The 25,304-nt window shown below is 69.0% G+C and carries 24 protein-coding genes; 17 read left to right on the forward strand and 7 right to left on the reverse strand.

The window, feature by feature from the left end; genetic code table 11:
* Window position 1: 1 nt before the first annotated feature.
* A complete protein-coding gene (locus tag HEP73_RS05125; RefSeq protein ID WP_185822369.1) occupies window positions 2-364 on the reverse strand; it encodes a rhodanese-like domain-containing protein in 363 nt (120 codons plus the stop codon).
* Between the two features lie 135 nt (window positions 365-499).
* On the opposite strand from HEP73_RS05125, the gene HEP73_RS05130 reads away from it, so the two are divergent.
* The 6 genes from HEP73_RS05130 (at window position 500) to trxC (ending at window position 7,267) form a co-directional block, all read left to right on the forward strand.
* The gene (locus HEP73_RS05130; protein WP_185822370.1) at window positions 500-1,582 is read left to right on the forward strand and encodes an efflux RND transporter periplasmic adaptor subunit; all 1,083 of its coding nucleotides are present in this window, start codon (window positions 500-502) and stop codon (window positions 1,580-1,582) included.
* 1 nt (window position 1,583) lies between these two features.
* Window positions 1,584-4,808 carry an efflux RND transporter permease subunit gene (locus tag HEP73_RS05135; protein WP_185822371.1) on the forward strand — a complete coding sequence of 1,075 codons (3,225 nt, stop codon included), beginning with the start codon at window positions 1,584-1,586 and terminating at the stop codon, window positions 4,806-4,808.
* A gap of 261 nt (window positions 4,809-5,069) precedes the next feature.
* On the forward strand, window positions 5,070-6,065 hold the full coding sequence (locus HEP73_RS05140) for a trypsin-like serine peptidase (RefSeq protein WP_185822372.1): 996 nt from the start codon (window positions 5,070-5,072) through the stop codon (window positions 6,063-6,065).
* A 101-nt stretch (window positions 6,066-6,166) separates the two neighbouring features.
* Window positions 6,167-6,445, forward strand: a complete 279-nt coding sequence (locus HEP73_RS05145) for a hypothetical protein (RefSeq protein WP_185822373.1) — start codon at window positions 6,167-6,169, stop codon at window positions 6,443-6,445.
* Between the two features lie 214 nt (window positions 6,446-6,659).
* Window positions 6,660-6,833, forward strand: coding sequence for an SRPBCC family protein (locus HEP73_RS05150; protein ID WP_185822374.1), 174 nt, complete (start codon window positions 6,660-6,662; stop codon window positions 6,831-6,833).
* Window positions 6,830-7,267, forward strand: coding sequence for a thioredoxin TrxC (trxC, locus tag HEP73_RS05155; protein ID WP_185822375.1), 438 nt, complete (start codon window positions 6,830-6,832; stop codon window positions 7,265-7,267). Before HEP73_RS05150 ends, trxC begins: the two co-directional genes overlap by 4 nt.
* A gap of 151 nt (window positions 7,268-7,418) precedes the next feature.
* Here the strand turns inward: trxC and HEP73_RS05160 are convergent, their stop codons facing one another.
* The 3 genes from HEP73_RS05160 to HEP73_RS05170 form a co-directional block, all read right to left on the reverse strand.
* The gene (locus tag HEP73_RS05160; protein ID WP_185822376.1) at window positions 7,419-8,231 is read right to left on the reverse strand and encodes a S1/P1 nuclease; all 813 of its coding nucleotides are present in this window, start codon (window positions 8,229-8,231) and stop codon (window positions 7,419-7,421) included.
* Window positions 8,232-8,336: 105 nt separating this feature from the next.
* Window positions 8,337-8,957: an OmpW/AlkL family protein gene (locus HEP73_RS05165; protein ID WP_185815437.1), complete on the reverse strand. Its 621-nt coding sequence runs from the start codon at window positions 8,955-8,957 to the stop codon at window positions 8,337-8,339.
* Window positions 8,958-9,074: 117 nt separating this feature from the next.
* On the reverse strand, window positions 9,075-9,704 hold the full coding sequence (locus tag HEP73_RS05170) for an OmpW/AlkL family protein (RefSeq protein ID WP_185815438.1): 630 nt from the start codon (window positions 9,702-9,704) through the stop codon (window positions 9,075-9,077).
* 160 nt (window positions 9,705-9,864) lie between these two features.
* On the opposite strand from HEP73_RS05170, the gene gap reads away from it, so the two are divergent.
* Window positions 9,865-10,866, forward strand: coding sequence for a type I glyceraldehyde-3-phosphate dehydrogenase (gene gap / locus HEP73_RS05175; RefSeq protein WP_179566832.1), 1,002 nt, complete (start codon window positions 9,865-9,867; stop codon window positions 10,864-10,866).
* Window positions 10,867-11,050: 184 nt separating this feature from the next.
* Here the strand turns inward: gap and HEP73_RS05180 are convergent, their stop codons facing one another.
* Complete coding sequence (locus HEP73_RS05180) at window positions 11,051-11,506, reverse strand: hypothetical protein (protein ID WP_255423673.1); 456 nt, start codon at window positions 11,504-11,506, stop codon at window positions 11,051-11,053.
* A 410-nt stretch (window positions 11,507-11,916) separates the two neighbouring features.
* Entirely contained in the window at window positions 11,917-12,516 is a 600-nt protein-coding gene (locus tag HEP73_RS05185; RefSeq protein WP_185823305.1) for a TetR/AcrR family transcriptional regulator, read from the reverse strand.
* Between the two features lie 46 nt (window positions 12,517-12,562).
* On the opposite strand from HEP73_RS05185, the gene HEP73_RS05190 reads away from it, so the two are divergent.
* From HEP73_RS05190 to HEP73_RS05210, 5 genes are read left to right on the forward strand one after another with little or no spacing between them, the layout of a single operon-like run.
* On the forward strand, window positions 12,563-12,724 hold the full coding sequence (locus HEP73_RS05190) for a hypothetical protein (protein ID WP_185822378.1): 162 nt from the start codon (window positions 12,563-12,565) through the stop codon (window positions 12,722-12,724).
* On the forward strand, window positions 12,721-13,509 hold the full coding sequence (locus HEP73_RS05195; protein ID WP_185822379.1) for an SDR family NAD(P)-dependent oxidoreductase: 789 nt from the start codon (window positions 12,721-12,723) through the stop codon (window positions 13,507-13,509). The genes HEP73_RS05190 and HEP73_RS05195 overlap by 4 nt, the downstream gene beginning before the upstream one ends.
* Before the next feature lie 40 nt (window positions 13,510-13,549).
* Complete coding sequence (locus tag HEP73_RS05200; protein WP_185822380.1) at window positions 13,550-14,335, forward strand: SDR family NAD(P)-dependent oxidoreductase; 786 nt, start codon at window positions 13,550-13,552, stop codon at window positions 14,333-14,335.
* Entirely contained in the window at window positions 14,278-14,715 is a 438-nt protein-coding gene (locus tag HEP73_RS05205) for a hypothetical protein (RefSeq protein ID WP_221899378.1), read from the forward strand. Before HEP73_RS05200 ends, HEP73_RS05205 begins: the two co-directional genes overlap by 58 nt.
* A complete protein-coding gene (locus HEP73_RS05210; protein WP_185822381.1) occupies window positions 14,712-15,719 on the forward strand; it encodes an NADP-dependent oxidoreductase in 1,008 nt (335 codons plus the stop codon). The genes HEP73_RS05205 and HEP73_RS05210 overlap by 4 nt, the downstream gene beginning before the upstream one ends.
* A 28-nt stretch (window positions 15,720-15,747) precedes the next feature.
* Here the strand turns inward: HEP73_RS05210 and HEP73_RS05215 are convergent, their stop codons facing one another.
* A complete protein-coding gene (locus HEP73_RS05215) occupies window positions 15,748-16,824 on the reverse strand; it encodes a methyl-accepting chemotaxis protein (RefSeq protein ID WP_185822382.1) in 1,077 nt (358 codons plus the stop codon).
* Between the two features lie 250 nt (window positions 16,825-17,074).
* Between HEP73_RS05215 and HEP73_RS05220 the strand changes: the two genes are divergently transcribed.
* The 5 genes from HEP73_RS05220 to pyk all read left to right on the forward strand — a co-directional run bounded on the left by HEP73_RS05220 (window position 17,075) and on the right by pyk (window position 25,120).
* Window positions 17,075-19,804 (forward strand): DUF2339 domain-containing protein, encoded by a 2,730-nt coding sequence (locus HEP73_RS05220; protein ID WP_185822383.1) that lies wholly within the window; start codon window positions 17,075-17,077, stop codon window positions 19,802-19,804.
* Window positions 19,801-21,165, forward strand: a complete 1,365-nt coding sequence (locus tag HEP73_RS05225) for a DUF3999 domain-containing protein (RefSeq protein WP_185822384.1) — start codon at window positions 19,801-19,803, stop codon at window positions 21,163-21,165. Before HEP73_RS05220 ends, HEP73_RS05225 begins: the two co-directional genes overlap by 4 nt.
* Before the next feature lie 266 nt (window positions 21,166-21,431).
* The gene (locus tag HEP73_RS05230) at window positions 21,432-22,610 is read left to right on the forward strand and encodes a phosphoglycerate kinase (protein ID WP_185822385.1); all 1,179 of its coding nucleotides are present in this window, start codon (window positions 21,432-21,434) and stop codon (window positions 22,608-22,610) included.
* Window positions 22,607-23,251: an HAD-IA family hydrolase gene (locus HEP73_RS05235; RefSeq protein WP_185822386.1), complete on the forward strand. Its 645-nt coding sequence runs from the start codon at window positions 22,607-22,609 to the stop codon at window positions 23,249-23,251. Before HEP73_RS05230 ends, HEP73_RS05235 begins: the two co-directional genes overlap by 4 nt.
* A gap of 402 nt (window positions 23,252-23,653) precedes the next feature.
* Window positions 23,654-25,120, forward strand: a complete 1,467-nt coding sequence (gene pyk, locus HEP73_RS05240; protein ID WP_039005845.1) for a pyruvate kinase — start codon at window positions 23,654-23,656, stop codon at window positions 25,118-25,120.
* The last annotated feature ends 184 nt before the right edge of the window (window positions 25,121-25,304 follow it).

Here is a 25,304-nt window from a genome sequence, read left to right on the forward strand (position 1 = left end):
CTCAGAAGTCGACCGGCAGGCCGGCCGCGGTCCAGCCCAGGAAGCCGCCGTTCAACGAGCGCACCGCGCTGTAGCCCAGCTGCTGCAGGCTCAGCGCGGCCAGCGTGGAACGGCCGCCGCTGGCGCAGTACAGCAGGATCGGCTGGTCGCGCCGGGCCAGCGCCGGATCGGCGTCGAGGCGGAATTCGAGGATGCCGCGCGGAATGTTGATCGCGTTGGGCAGGTGGCCGACGGCGAACTCGCCGGGTTCGCGCACGTCGATGATCCATTCGCCGGGCAGCGGCGTGGCGGCGGCGTCGGTATCGACTTCTTGGATCTGCGGGCGCGCCCTGTCGACCAGGGCTTGTGCGGAGGAATGGGGCATTGGGGGCTCCGGTGGATGAACGACGCTCATAATATCAGTTGACTCTAATATAAGAAAGTTCTAATTTATCTCGCAGCCAGCGAAGGTTCGCTGGTGCCGACCGGGTTCGGTCGAACCCTCGTCCCGGAGTCCTGCGTGAAACCGTTTGTCCTCTCGATCACGCTGGCCGCGAGCCTGTCGCTAGCGGCGTGCCGCCACGAATCCGCCTCGCCGATGCCGCCGCCGCTGCCCGCGCTGCAGACCGATCCGGTGGCGTTCGCCGATCCCGCCGCGCGCGCCTGGGATGGCGTGGTCGCCGCGGTGGAGCATGCCGACCTGTCGGCGCAGACCGACGGGCGCGTGCGCGAGGTGACGGTGGACGTCGACGATCGCGTCGTCGCCGGCCAGGTGCTGCTGCGGCTCAGCGCGGTGGAGCAGCGCGCCAGCGTGGACAGCGCGCAGGCGCAGCTGCGTTCGGCCGCGGCCAGCGCCGACGAGGCCGAGGCCAGCTACCGCCGCTACGCCGCGCTGGCCGGCGCGCAGTACGTGTCGCGGGCGCAACTGGACCAGGCCCGGGCCACCCGCGATGCCGCGGTCGCGGCGCGCCAGTCCGCCGCCGCGCAACTGGCGCAGGCGCGCCAGCCGGCCGACTACACGGTGATCCGCGCGCCGTTCGCTGGCGTGGTCAGCGCGCGCCAGGTGCAGCCCGGCGAAGCGGTGGCGACCGGCCAGGCGCTGCTGTCGCTGTATGCGCCTGGCGCGCAGCGCATCGACGTGCAGGTACCGCAGTCCGACGCCGCCGCGATCCGCGCCGCGCCGCGCGCGCAGGTGCGGCTGGACGACGGCCGCACGCTGACGGTGGCGCAGGTGGTGGTGTTCCCCACCGCCGATCCGAACAGCCATAGCGTGACGGTGCGCGTGCCGTTGCCCGCGCTGCTGCCGGCACCGGCGCCGGGCACGACCGCCAAGGTCGCATTCGCGCTACCCGCCGATGGCGCAGACGCAAGCGCGGCCACGCTGTGGATGCCGCGCGCGGCGTTGCTGCAGCGTGGCGAACTCAGCGCGGCCTATGTGCTCGCCGCCGGCACGCTGAGCCTGCGCCAGCTGCGCGTGGGCCGGCAGGAGCCGCAGCGGGTCGAGGTGCTGGCGGGATTGCGCGCAGGCGAGCGCGTGGCGCGCGATCCGGTCGCCGCCGGGCAGGCGCTGGCCGCGCAGCGGCGCGCGCTGGCGGAGCGCTGAGATGGCGGCGCGACTGGGCGTGTCCGGGCGGCTGGCGGCGGCGTTCCAGGCCAATCCGCTGACCCCGTTGCTGGCGCTGCTGGGCCTGCTGCTGGGCCTGGCCGCGGTGGCGATCACCCCGCGCGAGGAAGAGCCGCAGATCGACGTGACCATGGCCACCGTGTCGGTGGCCTTCGCCGGCTCCGATGCGCGCGAAGTGGAGCAGCTGCTGAGCACGCCGCTGGAGCAGAAGCTGGCCGAGATCGAAGGGGTCAAGCACGTGTACTCGGTCAGCCGCCCGGGGCAGGCGCTGCTGACCGTCGAGTTCCAGGTCGGGGTGCCGCGCCAGGCGGCGCTGGTGCGGCTGTACAACCAGGTGTATTCGAACCTGGATGCGTTGCCGCAGGGCATGGGCGTGGGCACGCCGCTGATCAAGCCCAAGGGCATCGACGACGTGCCGGTGATGGCGGTGACGTTGTGGAGCGACGATCCGCAGCGCAGCGCGGTGGACCTGGGCGAGGTCGCGCACACACTGGAAACCGAGCTCAAGCGCATTCCCGGCACGCGCGACATCTACAGCATCGGCGCGCCGCAGCGGGTGCTGACGCTGACCCTGGATCCGGCGCGGCTGGCCGCCTATGGCCTGACCGTGTCCGACCTGAGCCAGTCGCTGCAGGCGGCCAATGCGGTGCGCCAGCTCGGCGAGCGCATCGGCGGCGGCCGCGCGGTACCGGTCGCCGCCGGCACCTTCCTGGCCGATGCGGACACGGTGGCGGCGCTGGTGATCGGTGTGCACGACGGCCAGCCGCTGCATCTGCGCGACGTGGCGCAGGTGCGCGCCGGCGCCGACCTGCCCAGCATCTATGTCTGGTACGGCGCGCCGGCGGCCCGCGGCGGTCCGGCGCAGGGCCGCGCGCCGGCGGTGACCCTCGCCATCGCCAAGCAGCCCGGCAGCGATGCCGCCGCGATCACCCGCGCGGTCGCCGCGCGCCTGCAGCAGCTGCGCGGCGAAACGATCCCGCAAGGGGTGCACGCCGAGGTGACCCGCGACTACGGCGCCAGCGCCGACGCCAAGGCCACCAAGCTGATCCACAAGCTGGTGTTCGCGACCGGTTCGGTGGTGCTGCTGGTGCTGTTCGCGCTGGGCTGGCGCGAGGCCGTCGTGGTCGGCAGCGCGGTGGTGCTGACCCTGGCGCTGACCCTGTTCGCGTCGTGGGCGATGGGCTTCACCCTCAACCGGGTGTCGCTGTTCGCGCTGATCTTCTCGATCGGCATCCTGGTCGACGACGCCATCGTGGTGGTGGAGAACATCCACCGGCACATGCGCGCCGGCGGCAAGACGTTGCGCGAGGCGATCCCGCCAGCGGTGGACGAGGTCGGCGGGCCGACCATCCTCGCCACCTTCACCGTGATCGCGGCGCTGATGCCGATGGCCTTCGTCAGCGGCTTGATGGGGCCATACATGCGGCCGATCCCGATCAACGCCTCGGTCGGCATGCTGCTGTCGCTGGCGATCGCGCTGATCGTGACCCCGTGGCTGTCGCTGAAGCTGCTGGCGCGGCATGCGCCGTCGGTAGCCGATGCCGCTGCCGACAGCGCGACGGCGTCCGCATCGCCGCGCCTGCAGCGTTTCTTCTCGCGCTTGCTGCATCCCTTCCTCGCCCCCGAGCGCGGCGCGCAGCGGCGCGGCTGGCTGTTCGCCGGCATCGCCGCGCTGCTGGTGCTGGCGGTGTCGCTGGTCGGGCTGCAATGGGTGGTGATGAAGATGCTGCCGTTCGACGACAAATCCGAACTGCAGATCGTGGTCGATCTGCCCGAAGGCAGCACCCTGCAGGACACCGATGCGCTGCTGGTCGAACTGTCCGGCGTGCTCGACCGCACCGCGGACGTGCACGACTACCAGGGCTATGCCGGCACCTCGGCGCCGGTCAATTTCAACGGTCTGGTGCGCCAGTACTACCTGCGCAGCGGCAACAACGTCGGCGACCTGCAGGTGAACCTGGTCGACAAACACCTGCGCACGCGGCAGAGCCACGCCATTGCGCGCGCGCTGCGTCCAGCATTGGCGGCGATCGCGAGCCGCCATGGCGCGGCGCTGAAGGTGGTGGAAGTTCCGCCCGGACCGCCGGTGCTGGCGCCGCTGGTGGCCGAGGTGTACGGCCCGGACTACGCGCGCAGCCGCCAGCTGGCCCTGGCATTGCAGCGGCGCTTCCTGCGCACGCCGAACGTGGTCGATGTGGATACCAGCGTGGAAAGCGCCGCGACGCGCGAGGTGATCGTGGTCGATCGGGGGCGCGCGGCGCGGCTGGGCGTGAGCCAATCGGCGATCGCCGATGCGCTGGCGACGTCGGTGCAGGGCGTGGATGCGACCTGGTTGCACGATGGCGCCTCCAAGTACCCGCAACCGGTGCGGCTGCGCCTGGCCGCGGCCGACCAGGCCGGCGTCGCGCGCATGCTGGCGCTGCACGTGCGCGGCGGCGACGGCCAACTGGTGGCGTTGTCGGAGCTGGTCGCAGTGCAACGCTTGCCCTGGGACGGTGCGATCTCGCACAAGGATCTGCGGCCGGTGGTGTACGTCACCGGCGACGAGGCCGGGCGCCTGGACAGCCCGCTGTACGGCATGTTCGACCTGGTCGGGCAACTGCGCCGACAGCGCGTCGGCGGGCAGGCGGTGGCGCAGTATTTCATCGCGCAACCGCTCGACAGCGGCGACTTCGCGGTCAAGTGGGATGGCGAGTGGCAGATCACCTACGAGACCTTCCGCGACATGGGCATCGCCTACGCGGTCGGCCTGCTGCTGATCTATCTGCTGGTGGTGGCGCAGTTCCGCAGCTATCTGGTGCCGCTGGTGATCATGGCGCCGATTCCGCTGACGGTGATCGGGGTGCTGCCAGGGCACGCGCTGCTCGGCGCGCAGTTCACCGCTACCAGCATGATCGGCATGATCGCACTGGCCGGCGTCATCGTGCGCAATTCGATCCTGCTGGTGGACTTCATCCGCCAGGCCTTGGCGCAGGGCCGCAGCGCCGAGCAGGCGGTGGTGGAGGCCTGCGCGGTGCGCGCGCCGCCGATCGTGCTGACCGGGCTGGCGGCGATGCTGGGCGCCTTCTTCATCCTCGACGATCCGATCTTCAACGGCCTGGCGGTGTCGCTGATCTTCGGCATCCTGGTCAGTACCGCGCTGACCCTGCTGGTGATCCCGCTGCTGTACTACCCGCCGGCGCGCCGCGCTGCCAAGCCGGCGTGAGCGGAATGCGCATGCGCGTCCACGCGGTCTTTGCAGTGCAGGCGTAGAGCCGGCGAGCTACAGCGGAATGCGAAGAGGCTTCGTCCGATCGCCGGGGCGCATGGCACGAGTATCGGAAGAGATCCCAGAATCGGTCGAAACTCTACCGTTTTCACGACTTTCTAACGAAAGCCGGCGTAGCCGTCGATTGGCGTGGCTGGCATGGGATAGCAATTGCCGATCACGCTGCTAAGGATCATTCAACCAACAACGGAGATTGTTATGAAAAATCTAGCCGTTCTGAGTTTGGTGTTGCTGGTTTCGGCCCCCGCGGTGAACACGGCGGTAGCAAAGGAAGCCACATTCGAGAAGTTGAACAAGAAAGCCAGTTTCATACATGGCGACAATCTGGTGACAAACGTTCTACCGGAAAAGGGTGCATCGGCTGACGACCGTCTGCAGTCACCGCAGCAGAAGGCGGCCGGGCTGAGTGCTGTCATGGTCACCCGCAATGGCGACTTGTACGAATCCAGGATGGATCCGGAAGATGTCGCCATTTTCGAGCAAGCCATCATGGACTTGCAGATGCTTGGCCGCACATCCACGACGTTCAGCACGCCTCCGAGGCTTCCGGCTTTCTACGGAAGCAGTCGCGTCAATCCCAATGTCGTTATCGGCACCGACGACCGGGTGCAAGTGTCGAATACCGTGGCGTCTCCGTACTGGCATATCGGTCGTATCGGAATCGGTTGTACCGGTACGCTGATTACGCCGAAACATGTCCTCACCGCGGGGCACTGTGTATCCAACGGAGCGGGTACTTTTTATTCCAGCCTGGATTTCACCACGGCGCAGAACGGTAGCTATCAGCCTTGGGGGACGACCACATGGTCGAGGGCCATCACCACGTCGGCATGGCACAACAGCGCGGACAGCAACTACGATTATGCGCTGATCGTGCTGGGCACGGCTCCGCATGGCGGTAACTCCGGCTGGGGCGTGTATTCGGGAGGTACGCATACCATCACCGGTTATCCGGGTGACAAACCTCTGGGTACGATGTGGACGCATTCCGGGTCGGTATCGACCAGTGGTTCTTACAGGCTTTGCTATACCATCGATACCGCCGGCGGGAACAGCGGAAGCGGGATTGCAAGCGACGGTGGGGTCAATGTCCGCGGGATCCATACTACGGGATCGTCCAGTCAGAACTGTGGAACGAGGCTGACCAGTACCGTCTACAACACGCTTCAAAACTGGATCGCTACGTACCCGTGACTGCTCATTGACGCTGACTTGAAGTAACACGGACGTGGTGCGCCGCATGGCCGGCGCACCACGTTTTCGCGGCGTATCGGCCAACGCGCGAGGAGGCAAATATGAAAACGGTTTTTATTGCAGTGCTGATGCTGTTGGCAGGCTGCGGCCTCGACCGCACGCAGCCGACCAAGAATCAAGAGCCGTTGGAGCGCGCGCTGATCATCGGCAGTGCAGAATCTCCGGACCCAGTGCTGGTCAAGGTCATGGAGTTGGAAAAAAGCGGTGTAGTGGAAGATGTCGTCGTGCACGAATCCTTTCCCGTGCAGATCCGCTTGCGCGCACCACAGAAAGTAATCGACGAGCTCAATGGAATCCCTCGGTCCGGCAAGTTGCGTTAGCGGTAGCCGACTTTACCGGGGATGCTTACTCGACTCATCCGCATTTCGGGGGACTGGCATGGCAGTAGGCGACGCGCTAGAGATGAATTGGCTGGCGTCTTGCTCTCGTTCGGTTGACGTCGTCGGAACGACGAACCCAGGCCGCAGCCGCCATGCCCACCACCCGCATCGCCGGCCGTATCCATGCACCGCGCGCGGCGCCGTCCATCGCGCATTGATCGATTCCGACGCTGTCGCGACGTGGACGGTCCCCGGCGGCGTGACCAGCGAGGTCCATGTCTTCGAAGCGCGCGAGCAGGGGCGGTGCCGCATCTCGCTCACCTATACGGTCAAGGACGCGTACGGCACTGTGCTGCTGGGCGACAAGAGCATCGAGGCCGGCGCGTGAGCGATCCGCTGCACATCGCCTGCCCGCACTGCCAGGCATTGAACAGGGTGCCGGGCGAACGCCTGGCGGCGGCACCGCAATGCGGGCGTTGCCATCGTGCGCTGTTCGTCGGCACGCCGGTCGCGTTGAGCGTGGACACCTTCGCCGCCCATGCCGAGCGCAGCGACATTCCGCTGCTGGTGGATTTCTGGGCGCCGTGGTGCGGCCCGTGCCGGACCATGGCACCGCAGTTCGAGGCCGCCGCCGCGCAACTGGAGCCGCGCATGCGCCTGGGCAAGCTGGACACCGAGGCGCAGCCGGCGCTGGCGACGCGCTTCGGCATCCGCAGCATTCCGACCCTGGCCTTGCTGCGGCATGGCCGCGAGTTGGCGCGGCATAGCGGTGCGATCGGTGTGGCCGACATCGTGCGCTGGGCGCGAGCGAACGCGGGTTAGGCGTCCCCCTGTCAGGCGCCGAATTCCTATTGCGTTCCTGTAGGAGCGGCTTCAGCCGCGACAGGATCTATCGGTAAGACCTGTCGCGGCTGATGGCCCGAGGCCACCCGGAGCCGCTCCTACAAAAAGCAGATGGAGCAGATGCCGTGCGCTACTTCCCCAGCGCAGCGTTCAGCGTCGCCGCCAGATCCGCGCCGGCCTGGCGCAGCTGCGCTTCGGCGACCGGGCGCCAGGTCGTCACGTAGTCCGCCGGCAGCTTGGCGCCGGACGGGTAGAAGTCCGGGCGCAGCATGATCTTGCACGAGGCTTCGGCCCATGCCGCGGCTGGCGGCGGCAGCGCGCTGCCGGCAGGCGAGGGTGCCGGCAGCGGTTGTGCCTGCAATTGCGCCAGGTAATGCGCCTCGTCCAGGCCGCGGCTGCGCAGCAGGCCGCTGTCCCACAGCGAATGCAGGTTGCTGCCTTTGCCCTCGAACTGGATCTGGAACGTGTTGGCGCCCTTGTCGTGGGCGTAGCCGGCGTGCAGCGGCTGCTGGATATCGCCGGCGAAATGCACCACGAACTTCAGCGCCTGGGTGCGCGCCGCCTGCGGCTGGCTGCGGTCGGCGAGGATCGCGGCCTGGCGGCGCAGCGCCTCGACCACGCAGTTGCCGTCGGGACAATCGCGGGTTTCCTCGTAGTGGCACTGCTCTTCGCCGAGGTTGACGTAGTGCCAGGGGCCGGTGCGTTTGCCCATGTCAGGGTCGCTTTCGCGCAATTGGTCGGCCCAGTTGGCGACGCCGGCCAGGGTCGGCTCGGGTTCGCCCTGCAGCAACTGCTGCACCTGCGCACGGGCCTGCGGAGTGAGTCGGGCATCGGCGAGATCGGCGACCAGGCGATGGCCCAGCGGACCCCAGGCGAAGGCGGCGGACGGCGCGGCGGCCAGTGCCGCGGTGAGCGCGGCGGACACGAAGAGAGAGGATTTCATCCGAGAATTCTAGCCGGCGCCGATGACGTTGCCATGGCCGCGTCATCGTGCCGTTGCGCAACCGCTAAGCCTCGCCCGTGCGGACGCGGCTGCGGGCCCTGCGGATCAGAAATACAGCAGGTAGGCCAGGCCGTAGGTGATGGGGTCGAGCTTGGCCTTGCCGAGCGTGCCGCTGTCCACTTCCACGTCGCTGCGCATGCTGGTCCAGCGCGCGTCCACGCGCAGCGCGCTGCGCTCGCCGATGGCGAAATCCACGCCGGCATGCACGGCCGGGCCGACGCTGTCCTTGAACTTGACGTCGTCGCGGGAGAACGCGCCCTTGCCGTCGGCGCCCAGGAAGGTGGTGTAGTTGAGGCCCACGCCGACGAACGGGGAAATGTCGCCGTTGCCGTTGAAGTGGTACTGCAGCGAGACCGTCGGCGACAGCGCCCAGGCGCTGCCGATATCGCCGCCCTGTTCCAGGCCGATCTTCTGCTGCCCGACCAGGGTCTGGATCTCCACGCCGAGGTTGCCGCGGAAGAAGTATTCGTAGCTGAACGAGAGCGCTGGCGTGGTGTCGGCGCTGAAACGTTGGTCGGTGCCGTCCAGCGTGCCGTTCGAAGAGCCGGGCACCATGCCGTGGATGCCGTAGCTGGTGGTGTAGTGGCCGGCCGACTGCGCCGCGGCGGGCAGGGCGATGGCAGCGAGGGCGGCGACGGCGAGACGGCGGAACAGGCGTGGCTTCATTGGGGACCCCGGTGGACGGCGAATGGGCGGATGCGAATCCCAGTGTCGGCCCGGCGGCGACCGATCCACATCCTTGTGGAGCGTAGTCTGCCAGAGAAGCGCGGCGCCCGCGCAGCCTCAGAACTTCATCACGTAGGCCAGGCCATACACCAGCGGATCGATGTTCGCGGTGCCCATGCTGGCGCCGTCGACCTTGACCTTGCTGTCGATGTCGGCCCAGCGCAGGTCCACCCGCAGCGCCGACTTGTCGGTGAGCGCGACGTCCACGCCGACGTGCGCGGCCAGTCCCCAGGAATCCTCCAGCTTGAGCTTGGTGCCGGCCAGCGCGCCGGTGCTGTCCTCGCTGAAGAAGGTGGTGTAGTTGATGCCGGCGCCGACGAACGGGGAGACCTTGCCGGCGCTGTTGAAGTGGTACTGCAGCGAGACCACCGGCGGCAGCTGCTTGGTGCTGCCGACCTTGCCGACGCCCTTGACCACGATGTCGTGCTTGAACGGCAGCGCGGCCAGCACTTCGATGCCCAGGTCCTGGTGCACGAAGTATTCGAAGGTGACGGTCGGCTTGATGTCGCTGCCGATGCTCAGCGGCAGGGTGCCGCCGGCCAGCTTGCCGTTGTCGGACTTCGGGTTGACCTGGTGGGCGCCGATGCCCACGGTCCAGTCGCCCTGTGACTGCGCCAGCGCCGGCAGGGCGCACAGCGCGAGGGCGACGGCCAGGCCGGACAGCAGAAGGGGGGAGGTCTTGCGCATGATGGGTGTCTCGTTTGGGTGTGGGCGCAGTGTCCCGCCGGCGTCGCCGCGCCGCCTTGATCCTGATCAAAAGCGCGTGCCCGGCGCGATGCGGCCGGCCTGATAGAATGCTCGCCCCCTTCCATCCGCCGCGTCAGGCGCGGCCGCAGGAGCTACTGAAATGGCAATCAAGGTTGGCATCAACGGTTTCGGTCGCATCGGACGCAACGTGCTGCGCTCGGCGGTACAGAATTTCGGCAGCGACATCGAGATCGTCGCCATCAACGACCTGCTCGAGCCCGACTACCTGGCGTACATGCTGCAGTACGATTCGGTGCACGGCCGCTTCGACGGCGAAGTGTCGGTCGACGGCAATCACCTGGTGGTCAACGGCAAGAAGATCCGCCTGACCCAGGAACGCGATCCGGCGGCGCTGAAGTGGGACGAGGTCGGCGCCGAGGTGGTCATCGAATCCACCGGCCTGTTCCTGACCAAGGACACCGCGCAAAAGCACATCGACGCCGGCGCCAAGAAGGTGATCCTGTCGGCCCCGTCCAAGGACGACACGCCGATGTTCGTGTACGGCGTCAACCACGCCACCTACGCCGGCCAGGCGATCGTCTCCAACGCCAGCTGCACCACCAACTGCCTGGCGCCGCTGGCCAAGGTGATCAACGACAAGTGGGGCATCAAGCGCGGCCTGATGACCACCGTGCACGCCGCCACCGCCACGCAGAAGACCGTGGACGGCCCCAGCAACAAGGACTGGCGCGGCGGCCGCGGCATCCTGGAGAACATCATTCCGTCCAGCACCGGCGCGGCCAAGGCCGTGGGTGTGGTGATCCCGGAGTTGAACAAGAAGCTGACCGGCATGAGCTTCCGCGTGCCGACCTCGGACGTGTCGGTGGTCGACCTGACCGTGGAACTGGAAAAGCCGGCCACCTACGCCGAGATCTGCGCCGAAGTGAAGGCGCAGAGCGAAGGCGCGCTGAAGGGCATCCTCGGCTACACCGAGGACAAGGTGGTGGCCACCGACTTCCGCGGCGACGCGCGCACCTCGATCTTCGACGCCGACGCCGGCATCGCCCTGGACAGCACCTTCGTCAAGCTGGTGTCCTGGTACGACAACGAGTGGGGCTATTCCAACAAGTGCCTGGAAATGGTCAAGGTCGTGGCGAAGTAGTCAAGGAGAGGGGGCGTATTAGCCCCCTTGGCCGAGTCGGCGGCCGCGTCTCGGCGGTAGAAGCCGGATCAAGGCGGGGTCGCCGAGAGACAGCAAAAAAAGGAGCGCTAAATGCGCTCCTTTTTTGTTTTCCGTATTCAAGGAAGCTATCGGAAGGTATCTGCCTGCTGGCGGCTTTCGTAAATTACAGCGCGTCTTTGGACTGGTTGTGTTCCTCTTGATCGTAGTCCGTGACCACGCCCTTGGAATCAAACTCGACCGAGAGCCCAAATTCCTTGACGTTGCGTGCGCCGACGCCATGTTCCTGAGCTTCGTTCACCGCGGCTCCGGTGTGGGCGCCGGGCAGCATCGACCGGAACACGCCGGTCACGGTATTGCGAATTTTCTCGCCATGCGATTCACTCGGCCTGTATGTCCAGGATTTTTCGTACCCGCCATCCTTCGCTGAGGTTCTTGATACGTACGTCGGCTCGCCATAGATGGCGCGGACCTGTTCCTTGGTGGTCTTGCCAAGGATCAGGTTTTTCTTCAACGCCTCCGCAGTGTAGAGGCTTGGATCGTCCACCTTCGCGGCGAACGCTGGAGAGGCGACGGTCGCGGCCAGCATGGCTGCGATACAAAGCGTACGAAAAGGTTTCATGGTCATATCCTGTACCTGATGAATCGTGCCAACAGTCCTGGGTGCGCCTTTGCCATGCCGGCATTGCCGAATCCGGCTCGCATCGGCGATGCGAGGCCGAGGTTAGGCATGAGGCAGCATGCCGTCAACATAAGCGTTTCCGAGTGAAGCGAATTTCATCCTCGCTAGCGCGCCGCCTGGCGCACGGCGCCACAGTTTTGCAGGCTGGATTGTGATGTTGGGCACGGTTGACTCCGCCAGGACATGTGGCCCATCGCTGATGGCGCCTGGCGCCCGGCGCCCGGCGCCCGGCGCTCAGCGCTTTCGCGCAGCGACGTGTTGCCGGCCGGTAGTCGCCCAGCCTCGGCGGCGCGCCTAGTGTGACCGCCGGCGGCAAGCATGCGCGCCGGCGTCGCGTCGCGTTGCCGCGATCACGTTCCGCTGCGCGTGCTTGCCGCCGGGGCCGTGTCCAGCGCCGCGAGCATGTTGGCGCGGCACGCCGCGAGGATCTCGTCCGCCAGCGGCGAATCATCCGGGCAGGCGCGCGACATGACGATCGCGCCGAGCGCGTGCGCCAGCATGTCCAGGCGCGCGGCGCGCGCATCGGCGGGGCTGGCGCCGGTCGCCGCAGCGTCCCCGCGCTCCATGGTCGCCAGCACGGCTTCGACACCGTCCGCGAACGCGGACCGCACCGTTTCCGGCTCGCGTGCGGCGTCGCTGCCCAGTGCGGCCATGGTGCAACCCGCCGCGCGCGCATCGCGGTGCGCGCGCGACACGTAGCGGCGGACGAATTCCGGCGCATCGACCCCGTCCACCAGCATCACGGTCTGCGCGATCCCGCATGTCGTCGCCTCCGCCATCAGGTCGGCCTTGGACCGGAAGTGCTTGTAGAAGCCGCCGTGGGTGAAACCGGCGGCGGCCATCAGATCGGCGACGCCGATCCCCTCGTAGCCGCGCTCGCGAAACAGCGCGGACGCGGTTTCGACGATATGCGCCCGGTTCGCCTGCGCCTGCGCCTTGCTGACCTTCATCGCGGATGCCTCCAGCGTCGCTTTTTCAGGGCTCAAGGATACATTGATGCCGGTCATCATCAAAATGTTGACAAGTAAGATTATGGCCATCATCATTAATCCGCTTGCTTCGAAACGCGGGCCGCGCCCGTCGCGCTGCCGCCGCACCACCGGCCATGTCCTCGTGGCCGCACCTTCCTTTTTTGATCCGAAGAGACCACTCGCATGAGCACTACCTCCACCGTCCTCATCACCGGCGCCTCCAGCGGCATCGGCGCCGTCTACGCGCAGCGCTTCGCCCAGCGCGGCCACGACCTGGTCCTGGTCGCACGCGACAACGCGCGCCTGGACGCGCTCGCCGCGCGCCTGCGCGCGGAGCACAAGGTCGCGGTCGACGTGCTGCAGGCCGATCTGACCGCACAGGCCGACCTGGCCGCGGTCGAAGCGCGCCTGCGCGACGACGCGCGCATCGGCATCCTCATCAACAACGCCGGCATTGCCCAGTCGGGCGGCTTCGCCGAGCAGACGGCGGACGGTGTCGAACGCCTGCTTGCCCTCAACACCACCACGCTGACCCGGCTGGCGCTGTCGATCGCGCCGCGTCTGGCGCAGTCCGGCAGCGGCGCGATCGTCAACATCGGTTCGGTGGTCGGCCTGGCGCCGGAATTCGGCATGACCGTGTACGGCGCGAGCAAGGCCTTCGTGCTGTTCCTGTCGCAGGGCATGAGTCTGGAACTGGCGCCCAAGGGCGTGTACGTGCAGGCGGTGCTTCCGGCGGCCACCCGCACCGAGATCTGGGAGCGTGCGGGCATCGACGTCAACACGCTGCCCGAGGTGATGGACGTGGAAGAGCTGGTCGATGCGGCGCTGATCGGTTTCGATCGCCGCGAGCTGGTCACTATTCCGCCGCTGCACGACGCCGACCGCTGGGACGCGCTCGACGGCGCCAGGCAAGCGCTGCTGGGCAGCATCCGCCAGGCCAATGCCGCGCAACGCTACCGGCCGGCGGCCTGAAGCCTGCAACCCCGCACCTGGTGCGATCGAGGCGATCATCATGCAAACGCAACGCGATAGCTGGGTGCTGATCACTGGCGCATCGAGTGGATTCGGCGAGGAGTTCGCCAGGCAGTACGCGGCGCGCGGCCACAGGCTGATCCTGGTCGCGCGGCGCCTGGACCGGCTCGATGCGCTGGCACAGGCGTTGCGGCAGCGGCACGGCGTGGAGATCCTCGTCGAGCAGGTGGATCTGTCGCAGATCGCGGCCGTGCGCCGGCTCCACGCCGGCCTGCACGCGCGCGGCATCGAGGTCGAGGTGCTGATCAACAATGCCGGGCATGGACTGCAGGGGCCGTTCCTGGATGGCGACCTGGAGCCGGCGTTGTCGATGATCCAGCTGGACATCGCCAGCCTGACCGCGATGACCCACCTGTTCGGCCAGGACATGCGCCGGCGCCGGCGCGGCAAGATCCTGCAGGTGGCCAGCCTGCTGGCCTACCAGGGCGTGGAAAACTTCGCGGTGTATTCGGCCGCGAAGGCCTACGTGTTGCGCCTGGGCGAGGCGCTGCATCGCGAGTTCGCGCGCGATGGCGTCACCGTGACCACGCTATGCCCGGGACTGACCGACACCGGCTTCGCGCGCGTCGCCCAGCAGCGGATCACGCCGCAGTTGAATGCGGTGATGATGCAGACCCCGCCGGTGGTGCGTGCCGGCATGCGCGCGCTGGATGCCGGCCGCATCAGCGTGGTGCCTGGGCTGCTCAACAAGTTGAACGCGGCCTTCATGTGGGCGACGCCGCGCTGGATCCACCAGGCCGTGCTGTCGCGCATCCTCAACCGGTGACCGCCATGCGCCCGGGCTTTCGCCCGCTGTCGGTGCTGGCCTCGCTGCTGTTCCTGGCGATCGCCTGCACCTGGATGTTCTCGCCGGGCACGATGCTGGCGAACTGGGACATCGTCGCCTCGCCATCGGCCGAGCTGATGGCGCGACGCGGGGCCGCGCTGTATGCGGGCCTGAGCGTGATGGTGTTCATGGCGCGCGGCGCGGCGCCATCGCCTGCGCGTTCGGCGCTGGTGGCGGGCTTGGTCACCGCCTGTGCGTTGCTGGCGGCGCTGGGCATCGGCGAACTGGCCAGCGGCCACGCGGGCCGCGGGATCCTGGTCGCGGTCGTGCTCGAAATCGTATTCGTTCTCGCATTCGTTTTCGTCAGGGAAACATCATGAAAGCGTTCTTCATCGAAGGCTACGGCAACAGGCATCCGGGCCGGATCGGCGAACTGCCCGAACCGGAGGTGCGCGACGACGAGGTGCTGGTCGAGGTGCATGCCGCCGGCGTCAATGTGCTCGACGCGAAGATTCGCAAGGGCGAGTTCAAGCTGATCCTGCCGTACCGCTTTCCGCTGGTGCTGGGCAACGACGTGGCCGGCGTGGTGTTGCGGGTCGGGGCTGGCGTGCGCCGCTTCAAGCCGGGCGACGCGGTATATGCGCGCGTCGACCAGGCGCGCATCGGCAGCTTCGCCGAACGCATCGCGGTCAAGGAAAGCGCGCTGGCATTGAAGCCTGCCAACCTCGGCATGGAAGAAGCCGCCTCGGTTCCGTTGGTCGCGCTGACTGCGTGGCAGGCGCTGGTCGAGACGGCGCGGCTGCGGAAGGGCCAGAAGGTGCTGATCCATGCCGGCTCCGGCGGCGTCGGCAGCATCGCCATCCAGCTCGCCAAGCACCTCGGCGCTTTCGTCGCGACCACCACCGGCACCGACAATGTCGCCTGGGTGAAGGCGCTGGGCGCCGACCTGGTGATCGACTACCGGACGCAGGACTTCGCGACCGTCGTGCACGGCTACGACGTGGTCCTGAACAGCCTGGGCAGCGACGTGCTGGAAAAATCTCTGCGCGTGCTGAAACCCGGCGGCACGCTCATTTCCATCTCCGGCCCGCCGGACCCGGACTTCGCCGTGCGACAGGGACTGGCGTGGCCGCTGCGGCTGGCGATCCGCCTGCTGAGCGGCGGCATCCGCAGGAAGGCAAGGCGGCACGGCGTCAGCTACGCCTTCCTGTTCATGACCGCCAACGGCGAGCAGTTGCGCGAGATCGGCGCGCTGATCGAGGCCGGCAGCATCAGGCCGGTGATGGATCGGGTGTTCCCGCTGGAGGAAACCGCGCAGGCCCTGGCCTACGTCGAGAGCGGACGCGCCAAGGGCAAGGTGGTGATCAGGGTCGGCCAGCGCTGAGCGTAGGCTAGCCCGCGCGCGCGTCGCGCTACAGCGCCTGCAGAATCAGCGAATGCCAGCCGGTGCGATAGGTTTCGTAGCCGGGCGAGGCCGCATGCGCGATGCAGTGCGGGCGCCCGTTGAGGTCGCTCAGCACGGCGCCGCGCGGCTGCTTGAACAGCGCGTCGCGGCCCTGGAATTCGATCCGCTCCTGCAGCATGCGCCCGGCAGAATCGGCCAGGACCTGGCCGCGCTGGTCGACGATGCAGACCCGGCTGCGGCCCCATTCCTGCTCCGACAGCGGCGTGCGCTGCACCACCGTCTGCGCCAACGCGTCCCAGCGGAACACGATGCCGAGCACGCCCAGCACGCGGCCGTCGACGCGGCCGCCGTCGCGCACCGTGCACGAGTACACCAGCACGCGTTCGCCATCGGCCAGGGTGCTGGCATGCACGTCCTGGAAGCCGAATTCCTCGCCGCTGCGGGTGCGCGTGGCGTCTTCGAACCAGGCCTGCCCGGACACGTCGCTGCCGGCCGAGGCGTACTGCTGTGGCCGGCCGTTGGCGAGGATGCGGCCGTCGGTGCCGGCCAGCACCAGGTCGAAGTAGACGGTGTACGAATCCAGGATCTGGCCCATGCGCCGCGACGCGTAGGCGAGTTCGTCGTCGCCGCGGCCGGGACGCGCGGCGGCGACGATGGCCGCGTCGGTCGCCCACCAGCGCACGTCGCAGCTGCGTTCGTAGAGGTTGCGGTCGATCAGGTCGATATTGCTCAGCGCCAGTTCGCTCAGGCGCGTGCGGCGCACGTCGTCTTCCAGTCGCTGCAGGGTGTGGCGCATGTCGGCGCTGGTGCTGGCGGCGACCTTGTCCAGATCCTGGGTGGCATCGGCGACGCGCCGCGACAGCACGTCCATTTCCTGCGCGATGACGCTGAAGCCGCGCCCGGCCTGGCCGATCCGGGCCGATTCGATGCGGGCATTCATCGAGATCACGTGGGTGGTGCGGTTGATCTCGTCGATGCGCTGCAACGACTGGCGCAGCTGTCCGAGCAGTTGATCGGACAGGCCGACCACGGAGCGGATATGGTCGTCGATGCCCGCTTCGGTGGGTTTGGCTGGCAGGTTCATTGGCGCTGTCGGTGGGAGGGGAGGGAACAGCGGACGCAACGTGGGATAAGGGAGGTAGCGGCCGCGAATGCATCGGCTTTAGCGCCGATTGCGCTGGCCTGCGTTGCCGGAATGCGTTGCCGCGCCTGGCTTGCACCGCTGCCGGCGCGGCCGCGGCAAGGCCGAACTCGTCTACCATCTGCCCCAGGACCGGCGCCGTCGGACCATTGGTACGCGCCCAGCGCCGTGCCGGCTTGGGCATGGAGTGCGGATGGAAGGCTTGATCGTGTTGGCGGTGGTGGCGGTACTGGCGGTACCGATCCTGATGATCATGATGCTGGTGGCGCTGGCGGGCGTGCGCCGGCGCGTGGCGGTGCTGGAACTGCAACTGGCGCAACTGCGCGGCGCCGCGCCGCGGGCGGCGCAGGCCGATGTCGGGTTCGCTGCCGATACCGATACCGAAGCCGATACCGAAGCCGATACCGAAGCCGAATTCAATGCCGGGTTCGAGGACCACGCTGCGGCCGAGGGTCCGTTCTTCGTCACGGCGCCTGTCGCCACCGCACCCGCAGCGCCCACCCCACCGCCGCTTCCGCCGCAGTTCGCAACCCGCGCATCGGCGGTGCGCGACGTTGCGGACACGGATGCCGACATGGGCGTTGCGCCAGCGCCCGAGACCTACGTGCCGCAGGGCCCAGGTCCGATCGAGCGGCTGCTGGCCGGCACCAAGCGCTGGTTCACCGAAGGCAACGTGCCGGTCAAGATCGGCATGCTGGTGCTGCTGGCCGGCGTCGCCGCGCTGCTCAAGTACGCCGGCGACCAGGGCTGGCTGCGCATGCCGATCGAACTGCGCTACGCCGGCATCGCCGCCGCGGCGCTGGCCGGCCTGGGCTTCGGCTGGCGCCAGCGCGAACGCAAGCGCAGCTTCGCGCTGGCCTTGCAGGGCGGTGCGATCGGTGTGTTGCTGCTGACCGTGTTCGCCGCGTTCAAGCTGTCCGGGCTGATTCCGGCCGGCGCCGCGTTCGCGCTGAGCATCGTGCTGGTGGCCAGCATGTGCGTGCTGGCGGTGGTGCAGGAATCGCGCACGCTGGCGGTGCTGGCCACGCTGGCCGGGTTCCTGGCGCCGATCTGGCTGTCCACCGGCAGCGGCAACCATGTCGGCCTGTTCTCCTATTACGCGGTCTTGAACGCGGCGGTGTTCGCGATCGCCTGGTACCGGCCGTGGCGGGTGCTCAACCTGCTCGGGTTCGGCTTCACCTTCGGCATCGGCACGCTATGGGGCGTGCTGCAGTACCAGCCGTCGAAGTTCGCCACTACCGAGCCGTTCCTGCTGCTGTTCTTCGCCTTCTACCTGCTGATCCCGATCCTGTACGCGCGGCGCCAGTCGGCCACGCGCGGCAACCTGGTCGACGGCAGCCTGGTGTTCGGCACGCCGCTGGTGGCGTTCTCGCTGCAGGCCGGGCTGCTGCGCGGCGAGGGCCTGCCGCTGGCGCTGTGCGCGCTGGGCCTGGCGGCGGTGTATGCGTTGCTGGCCGCGGCGCTGATCCGGCGCGAACGCTTCGCCGTGCTCGGCCAGGCCTATGCGCTGCTGGCGGTGGGCTTCGCCACGCTGGCGGTGCCGCTGGCGCTGTCCGCGCGTGCCACCGCCAGCATCTTCGCGCTGGAAGGCGCGGCGCTGGCGTGGCTGGGACTGCGCCAGCAGCGCTGGCTACCGCAGTTCACCGGCGCCGGCCTGCAACTGGCCGCGGCGATCGGTTTCGTGCTGGGGCTGGACGTGGCCTGGCACGACGTCCATGCGCTGGCCAATGCCACCTTCATGAGCGGCGCGCTATTGGCCCTGGCCGGTCTCGCCAGCGCCTGGAGCTATCGCCGTGCCGGCGCCGACACGCCGGCGCTGGCCTATTACCTGTGGGGCCTGGCGTGGTGGTGCGGGATCGGCGTCGCCGAGATCGAACGCTTCGTCGCGGCCGCGGCGCAGGCCGACCTGTTGCTGGCGTTCGTCGCGCTCAGCGGTTGGCTGGCCGCCGAGGCGCAGCGCCGCTGGCCGGCGCGCGCGCTGGCCGCGACCACGCTCGGCGGGCTGCTGCTGGCGTTGCCGCTGGCGGTGCTGCAGGCGGACGCGCACGGCCAGCCGTTCGCCGGGCATGGCGCCTGGGCGTGGACGCTGTTCGCGGTGCTCGGCGTGCGCAGCCTGATCTGCCTGCGCGGCAGCGGCGGCTGGGTGGCGCGCGCGGCGCAATTCGCCTGGTGGCTGGTGTGGCCGTCGGTGCTGTCCATGCTCGGCCTCTGGCTGGCGCAGCGCTTCGCCCTGGCCGAGGGCTGGCAGTGGGCATTGCTGCTGGCGCCATGGCTGGCGGCGGCGGCGTTGTCGCTGCTGCGCTGGCCGTGGCTGGCCGCGCCGCTGGGAGCGGATTTCGACCGTTGCCGCACGGCGCTGCAGGGCAGCTATTTCGGCCTGCTCGGCTTGGCCTGGCTGTGGACGCTGTGCGTACCCGGCGCCAGCGCGCCGCTGCCATGGGTGCCGCTGCTCAATCCGCTGGAACTGAGCCAGTTGCTGGTGGTGGCGCTGGCGGCGCGCTGGCTGTGGTCGGCGACCGCGCCGGCCCTGTTGCGGGCGCAGCGCCTGCAACTGCTGGCCGCTGCCGGATTCCTGTGGGTCACCAGCGTGACCCTGCATGCGGTGCACTACTGGGCGCCGGTGCCGTGGGCGTCGCTGTTGTCCGCCGGCGTGGCGCAGACCAGCTTGACCGTGGTGTGGAGCGTGCTCGGCGTGCTCGGCTGGGTGCTGGGCTCGCGCCGCGGCCAGCGCGGCCTGTGGCTGGCCGGCGCGCTGCTGATGGCGGTGGTGCTGGGCAAGCTGCTGCTGGTGGATCGCGGCAACCTCGGCAATGTCGCCGGCATCGCCTCGTTCATCGCCTACGGCCTGCTGTGCACCGTGGTCGGCTATTTCGCGCCGGCGCCGCCGCGCGCCATCGAACCGGCCGAGGAGGCCCATCCATGAAACGCCTGATCATTCCGGCCGTGCTGCTGGCGTTGCTGCCGATGGCCGCCTCTGCGGCCAGCCAGCGCGACGACTACGTGCAGCAATGGCCGCTGACCCTGCAGGATCCGGCCGCCGGCGCCTACCGCGTGCAACTCGACGACGCGGTGTACCGCAGCGCGCACCTCGCCTCGCTGGGCGACGTGGAGGTGTTCAACGCGGACGGCGACCCGCTGCCGGCCGCATTGTTCGCTGCCGAGCATGCCGAAACCACGCCGCGCCGGCAGCCGCTGCCCTGGTTCCCGCTGCCGGCGGTGGCCGGTGGCGGTGCGGACAACCTGGAGCTGATCGCCGAGCGCGATACCGACGGCAGCGTGCGCCGTATCCGCACCCGCATCGCCAGCAGCGCCACGGCCAGCGCCGAAGCCGGTTGGTTGATCGATGCCAGCGCGCTGCGCGAGCCGTTGCGCGCGCTGTCGCTGCAGTGGGCGGCCGATGCGCAGCCGCGGCAGGCGCGCTACCGGGTCGAGGCCAGCGACGATCTGCGCGACTGGGAACTGCTGGTGCCGGAGGCGACCCTGGTCGACCTGGCCAACCAGGGCAAGCGCCTGCAGCAACTGCGCATCGCCATCGATCGCCAGGTGCGCTACCTGCGGCTGCTGCCGTTGTCGTCGCCGCCGCTGCCGACGCTGACCGGGGTGGAGGCCGAACTTGCGCCGGCGCCGGTCGCCGCCGACTGGCACTGGCAGCAACTGGATGCGCTGCAGGCCGATCCGACGCAGCACAGCTTCGACTTCGTATCGCCCGGCCGCTATCCGGTCGCGCAGCTCGACATCGCGCTGCCCGGCAACAGCGCGATCGAATGGCGCGTGCAGAGCCGCGACAGCGCCGAGGCGCCGTGGCAGGACCGGGCCGGGCCGTGGGTGGCCTACCAGGTCGGCGCCGGCGCCAGCCGCTCGCCGCCGCAGGCGCTGACCCAGCCGGTGCGCGACCGCTACTGGCGGCTGCTGGTCACGCAGGATCCGGGCCGGCAGCGGCCGGCGCTGCGCCTGGGCTACCAGCCGGAAACATTGATCTTCCTGGCGCAGGGCGTGCCGCCCTACGCGCTGGCCGCCGGCAGCGCGCGCACCCAGCGCGCTGCCGCGCCGTTGGCGACCACGTTGCAGGCCCTGCGCGCGCAACGCGGACCGCAATGGACGCCGGCCACCGCCACGCTCGGCGCTGCGGTCCCGCTGGCCGGCGCCGCCGCGCTGCAGGCGCCGGCGACGCCACGCGACTGGAAGACCTGGCTGCTGTGGGCGCTGCTGGTCGGCGGCGCGCTGATCGTGGTCGGTTTCGCCTTCAGCCTGTTGCGCAAGCCGGCCGCGCCCGGCGCGGGCTGATCGGCTCGGCACTGCCACGCCACGCGCCCGTCGCGGCGTGGCGACCTCGCTGCGCGTGGTGTTTTGCCCGCGCCGCAGCGTTGTGGCCACACGCTGCGCGATGTCTCGATTTGCCGCTGCGCGGCCGACGCCGGACAATGCCCATCTCGGCACCGCCCGCGCGCGCTGGCGCCAGCGCGCCTGCAGCGGAGGTTCCGATCGCCGCGCCTATGCTGCGCACGGCCTCCTCTTTTCCTCAGCAACCCCACGATAGCGAGCAACCGACAATGCCCATCCTGCGAATGACCGATCTCGACCTGTCCGGCAAGCGTGTGCTGATCCGGCAGGACCTCAACGTGCCGATCGACGACAACGGCCAGATCACGTCCGAGCAGCGCATCCTGGCCTCGGTGCCGACGCTGCGCCACGCGCTCGAGCAGGGCGCGGCGGTGATGGTGACCTCGCACCTGGGGCGGCCCAAGGAAGGCGTGTGGACGCAGGCCGATTCGCTGGCGCCGGTCGCCGCGCGGCTGACCGCGCTGCTCGGCACCGAGGTGCCGCTGCTGCGCGATTGGGTCGACGGCGTGGACGTGCAGCCGGGCCAGATCGTGCTGTTGGAGAATTGCCGCATGAACGTCGGCGAGGGCAAGGACGACGAGGCGCTGGCGCAGAAATACGCTGCGCTGTGCGACGTGTTCGTGATGGATGCGTTCGGCACCGCGCACCGCGCCCAGGCGTCCACCCACGGCGTGATCCGGTTCGCCCCGATCGCGGCCGGCGGCCCGCTGCTGATGGCCGAACTCGACGCGCTGGCCAAGGCGCTGGAGCACCCGGCCAAGCCGCTGCTGGCGATCGTCGCCGGCAGCAAGGTCTCGACCAAGCTGGAGCTGCTGTCGAACCTGGTCAACAAGGTCGAGCAGTTGATCGTCGGCGGCGGCATCGCCAACACCTTCATCGCCGCGGCCGGCTACCCGGTCGGCAAGTCGCTGTGCGAGCCTGACCTGCTCGACACCGCGCGCAAGATCGTCGCCGACGCCAATGCGCGCGGCGCGGCGATCCCGCTGCCCACCGACGTGGTGGTGGCCAAGCAGTTCCTGCCCGACGCCGAAGCCACGGTGAAGGCGCTGGCCGAGGTCGCCGACGACGACCTGATCCTGGACATCGGCCCGCAGACCGCCGCGCACTACGCCGAACTGATCGCCAAGGCCGGCACCGTGGTCTGGAACGGCCCAGTCGGGGTGTTCGAGTTCGATGCGTTCGGCCACGGCACCGAAACCCTGGCGCGCGCCATCGCCGCCTCGCCGGCGTTCTCCATCGCCGGCGGCGGCGACACCCTGGCCGCGGTCGACAAGTACGGCATCGCCGAGCAGGTGAGCTACATCTCCACCGGCGGCGGCGCGTTCCTGGAGTTCCTGGAAGGCAAGACCCTGCCGGCGGTGGCGGCGCTGCAGGCGCGCGGCGCGTGAGCGCCAACACCCTGTTCTTCGACCTGGACGGCACCCTGGTCGATTCGGAGGTCGGCATCGTCGGCAGCATTCGCCACGCGTTCGCCGAACTCGGGCGCCCGGCGCCCGAGCCGCAGCAACTGCGCGCCTGGATCGGGCCGCCGTTGCGCGACAGCTTCAACGACTACTTCCCCGGCGACCCGCCGCTGGTCGAGCAGGCGCTGTCGCTGTACCGCGAGCGCTACGACGCGCAGGGCTGGCGCGAGCACACCGTGTTCCCGGAGATCGGCGCGGCGGTCGCGGCATTGGCCGCGGCCGGCCATCGCTTCGCGGTGGTGACCTCGAAGAACGAGCGCTTCGCCCGGCGCATCGTCGAGACGCTGCCGTTCGCCGCGCATTTCGAGGAGATCGTCGGCGCCAGTGACGACGGCCAGCGCCGCTTCAAGCCGGACCTGATCGCCGAGGCCTTGCGGCGGCTGTCGCTGCAGCCGGCGCAGTGCGTGATGATCGGCGACCGGCGCATGGACATCGAAGGCGCCAACCACCACGGCATGCGCAGCATCGGCGTGCTGTGGGGCTTCGGCGACGCGGCCGAACTGCGCCAGGCCGGCGCCAGTGCGCTGGCGCAGGTGCCGGCGCAGTTGCCTGGCTTGGTTGCTTGACGGCGGGGATTTGGGATTGGGGATTCGGGATTCGTAAAAGCGGGTCCTGTTGCCGAATCCGCGCATTCGCGTCATTGCCGGCTCCAGGTGCGCTGCCCGGCCTGCGTCGCGTGCGCCGGGCGTAGCGCCAGACCATCGCGTGGCGTGTGTGTCCGGCGGTTGGCGGCTTCGCCTGACAGGGCCGGCAACAGCGCAAGAGAGCTGAGCCTGGGCTTGCCTGGCATGGCGCTCGCGCCGCGGGCTGGGCGCGGGCGCGGCGGCGCCAGCGCGGCTTCGAGTCCGCATACTGTCCCGCACTGTCTGCAAGACATGCATGAATTCGCGGTCGCCTATGTCGATTCGCCATCCTGCGGTAGCGGCGCCTGTGCTAGTTTTGACGGCTTTTCCAGGGAACGACGTCTCATGATCGAACGCCAGCGCCGCACCAAGATTCTCGCCACCCTCGGCCCGGCCACGGATCCGCCCGGCGTGCTCGAGGACCTGTTCCGCGCCGGCGTCAACGTCGTGCGCCTGAATTTCTCCCACGGCGACCCGTCCGGCCAGGCCAAGCGCGCGGCCGAAGTGCGCGCCGCCGCGCAGCGCGTGGGCAGCGAAGTGGGCATCCTCGCCGACCTGCCGGGGCCGAAGATCCGCATCGAGCGCTTCGCCGCCGGCAAGGTGGCGCTGAAGGCCGGCGCGCGCTTCGACCTGGTCGCCGACCCCAACGCGCCGGCCGGCGACGAGCACCAGGTCGGCGTCAGCTACCTGGGCCTGCCCAACGACGTCAAGCCAGGCGACGTGCTGCTGCTCGACGACGGCCTGCTGCAGTTGCAGGTGGTCGAGGTCGACGGCGCGCGCATCGTCAACACCGTGCTCAACGACGGCATGCTGTCCGACCGCAAGGGCCTGAACAAGCAGGGCGGCGGCCTGTCGCTGGGCGCGCTGACCGAGCGCGACAAGGAACTGATCGGCATCGTCGCCAAGATCGGCGTGGATTTCATCGCGGTGTCGTTCTGCCGCAACGCGCAGGACATGCACGACGCGCGCCGCATCGCCCGCGAACACGGCTGCGAGGCCGCGCTGGTGTCCAAGATCGAGCGCACCGAGGCGATCGAGAACCTGAGCGAGATCGTCGAGGCCAGCGACGTGGTGATGGTCGCGCGCGGCGACCTGGGCGTGGAGATCGGCGATGCCGAACTGCCGGGCCTGCAGAAGAAGATCATTCGCGAGTCGCTGGCGCAGAACAAGGTGGTGATCACCGCCACGCAGATGCTGCAGTCGATGGTCGAGAACCCGATCCCGACCCGCGCCGAGGTGCTGGACGTGGCCAACGCGGTGATCGACGGCACCGACGCGGTGATGCTGTCGGCCGAGACCGCCGCCGGCGCCTACCCGGTCAAGGCGGTGCAGGCGATGGCGCGGATCTGCCTGGGCGCCGAGCGCCAGTTCGAGATGGACACCGACTTCGAGGCCGCGCAGCGTAACCTCGAGCGCGCCGACCAGGCGATCGCGATGGCGACGATGTTCCTGTCCGAGCACATCGGCCTGAGCGGCGTGGTCACCCTGACCGAATCCGGCGGCACCCCGCGCTTCCTGTCGCGGTTCCGTTCGAAGATGCCGATCTACGCGTTCACCCGCCACGACGGCGCGCGCCGCGGCATGGCGATGATGCGCGGCGTGTTCCCGATCAACTTCGACAGCCGCGGCCTGACCCCGCGCGAAGCGGCGCGTGCGGCGATCCGCCTGCTGGTCGAGGCCGAGCGCATGGGCCCCGGCGACCGCGTGGTGTTCACCAGCGGCGAGCACATGGAAACGCACGGTGCGACCAACACCCTGCGCCTGCTCGAAGTCGGCCCCGACGGCCGCGCCAGCGGCCTGGGCGAGCTGTAGCCGCAACCGCGTCGCCAACGCCGACCCACGACCGCGCGCTGCGTCTGCAGCGCGCGGTTTTTTTTTTGCCTGTCCGGCGGGCGCTGCCGGTCGCCTGCCGGTGCGCGCGATTGCGTATGCGGTCGCGGATTGCGTCTACCGGATGGAAACGGTTGCAGGCATTCCGTGAAGGAATCGGTAGCGT

Origin of the sequence: Xanthomonas sp. GW, assembly GCF_014236815.1 — a bacterium.
GTDB lineage: Bacteria > Pseudomonadota > Gammaproteobacteria > Xanthomonadales > Xanthomonadaceae > Xanthomonas_A.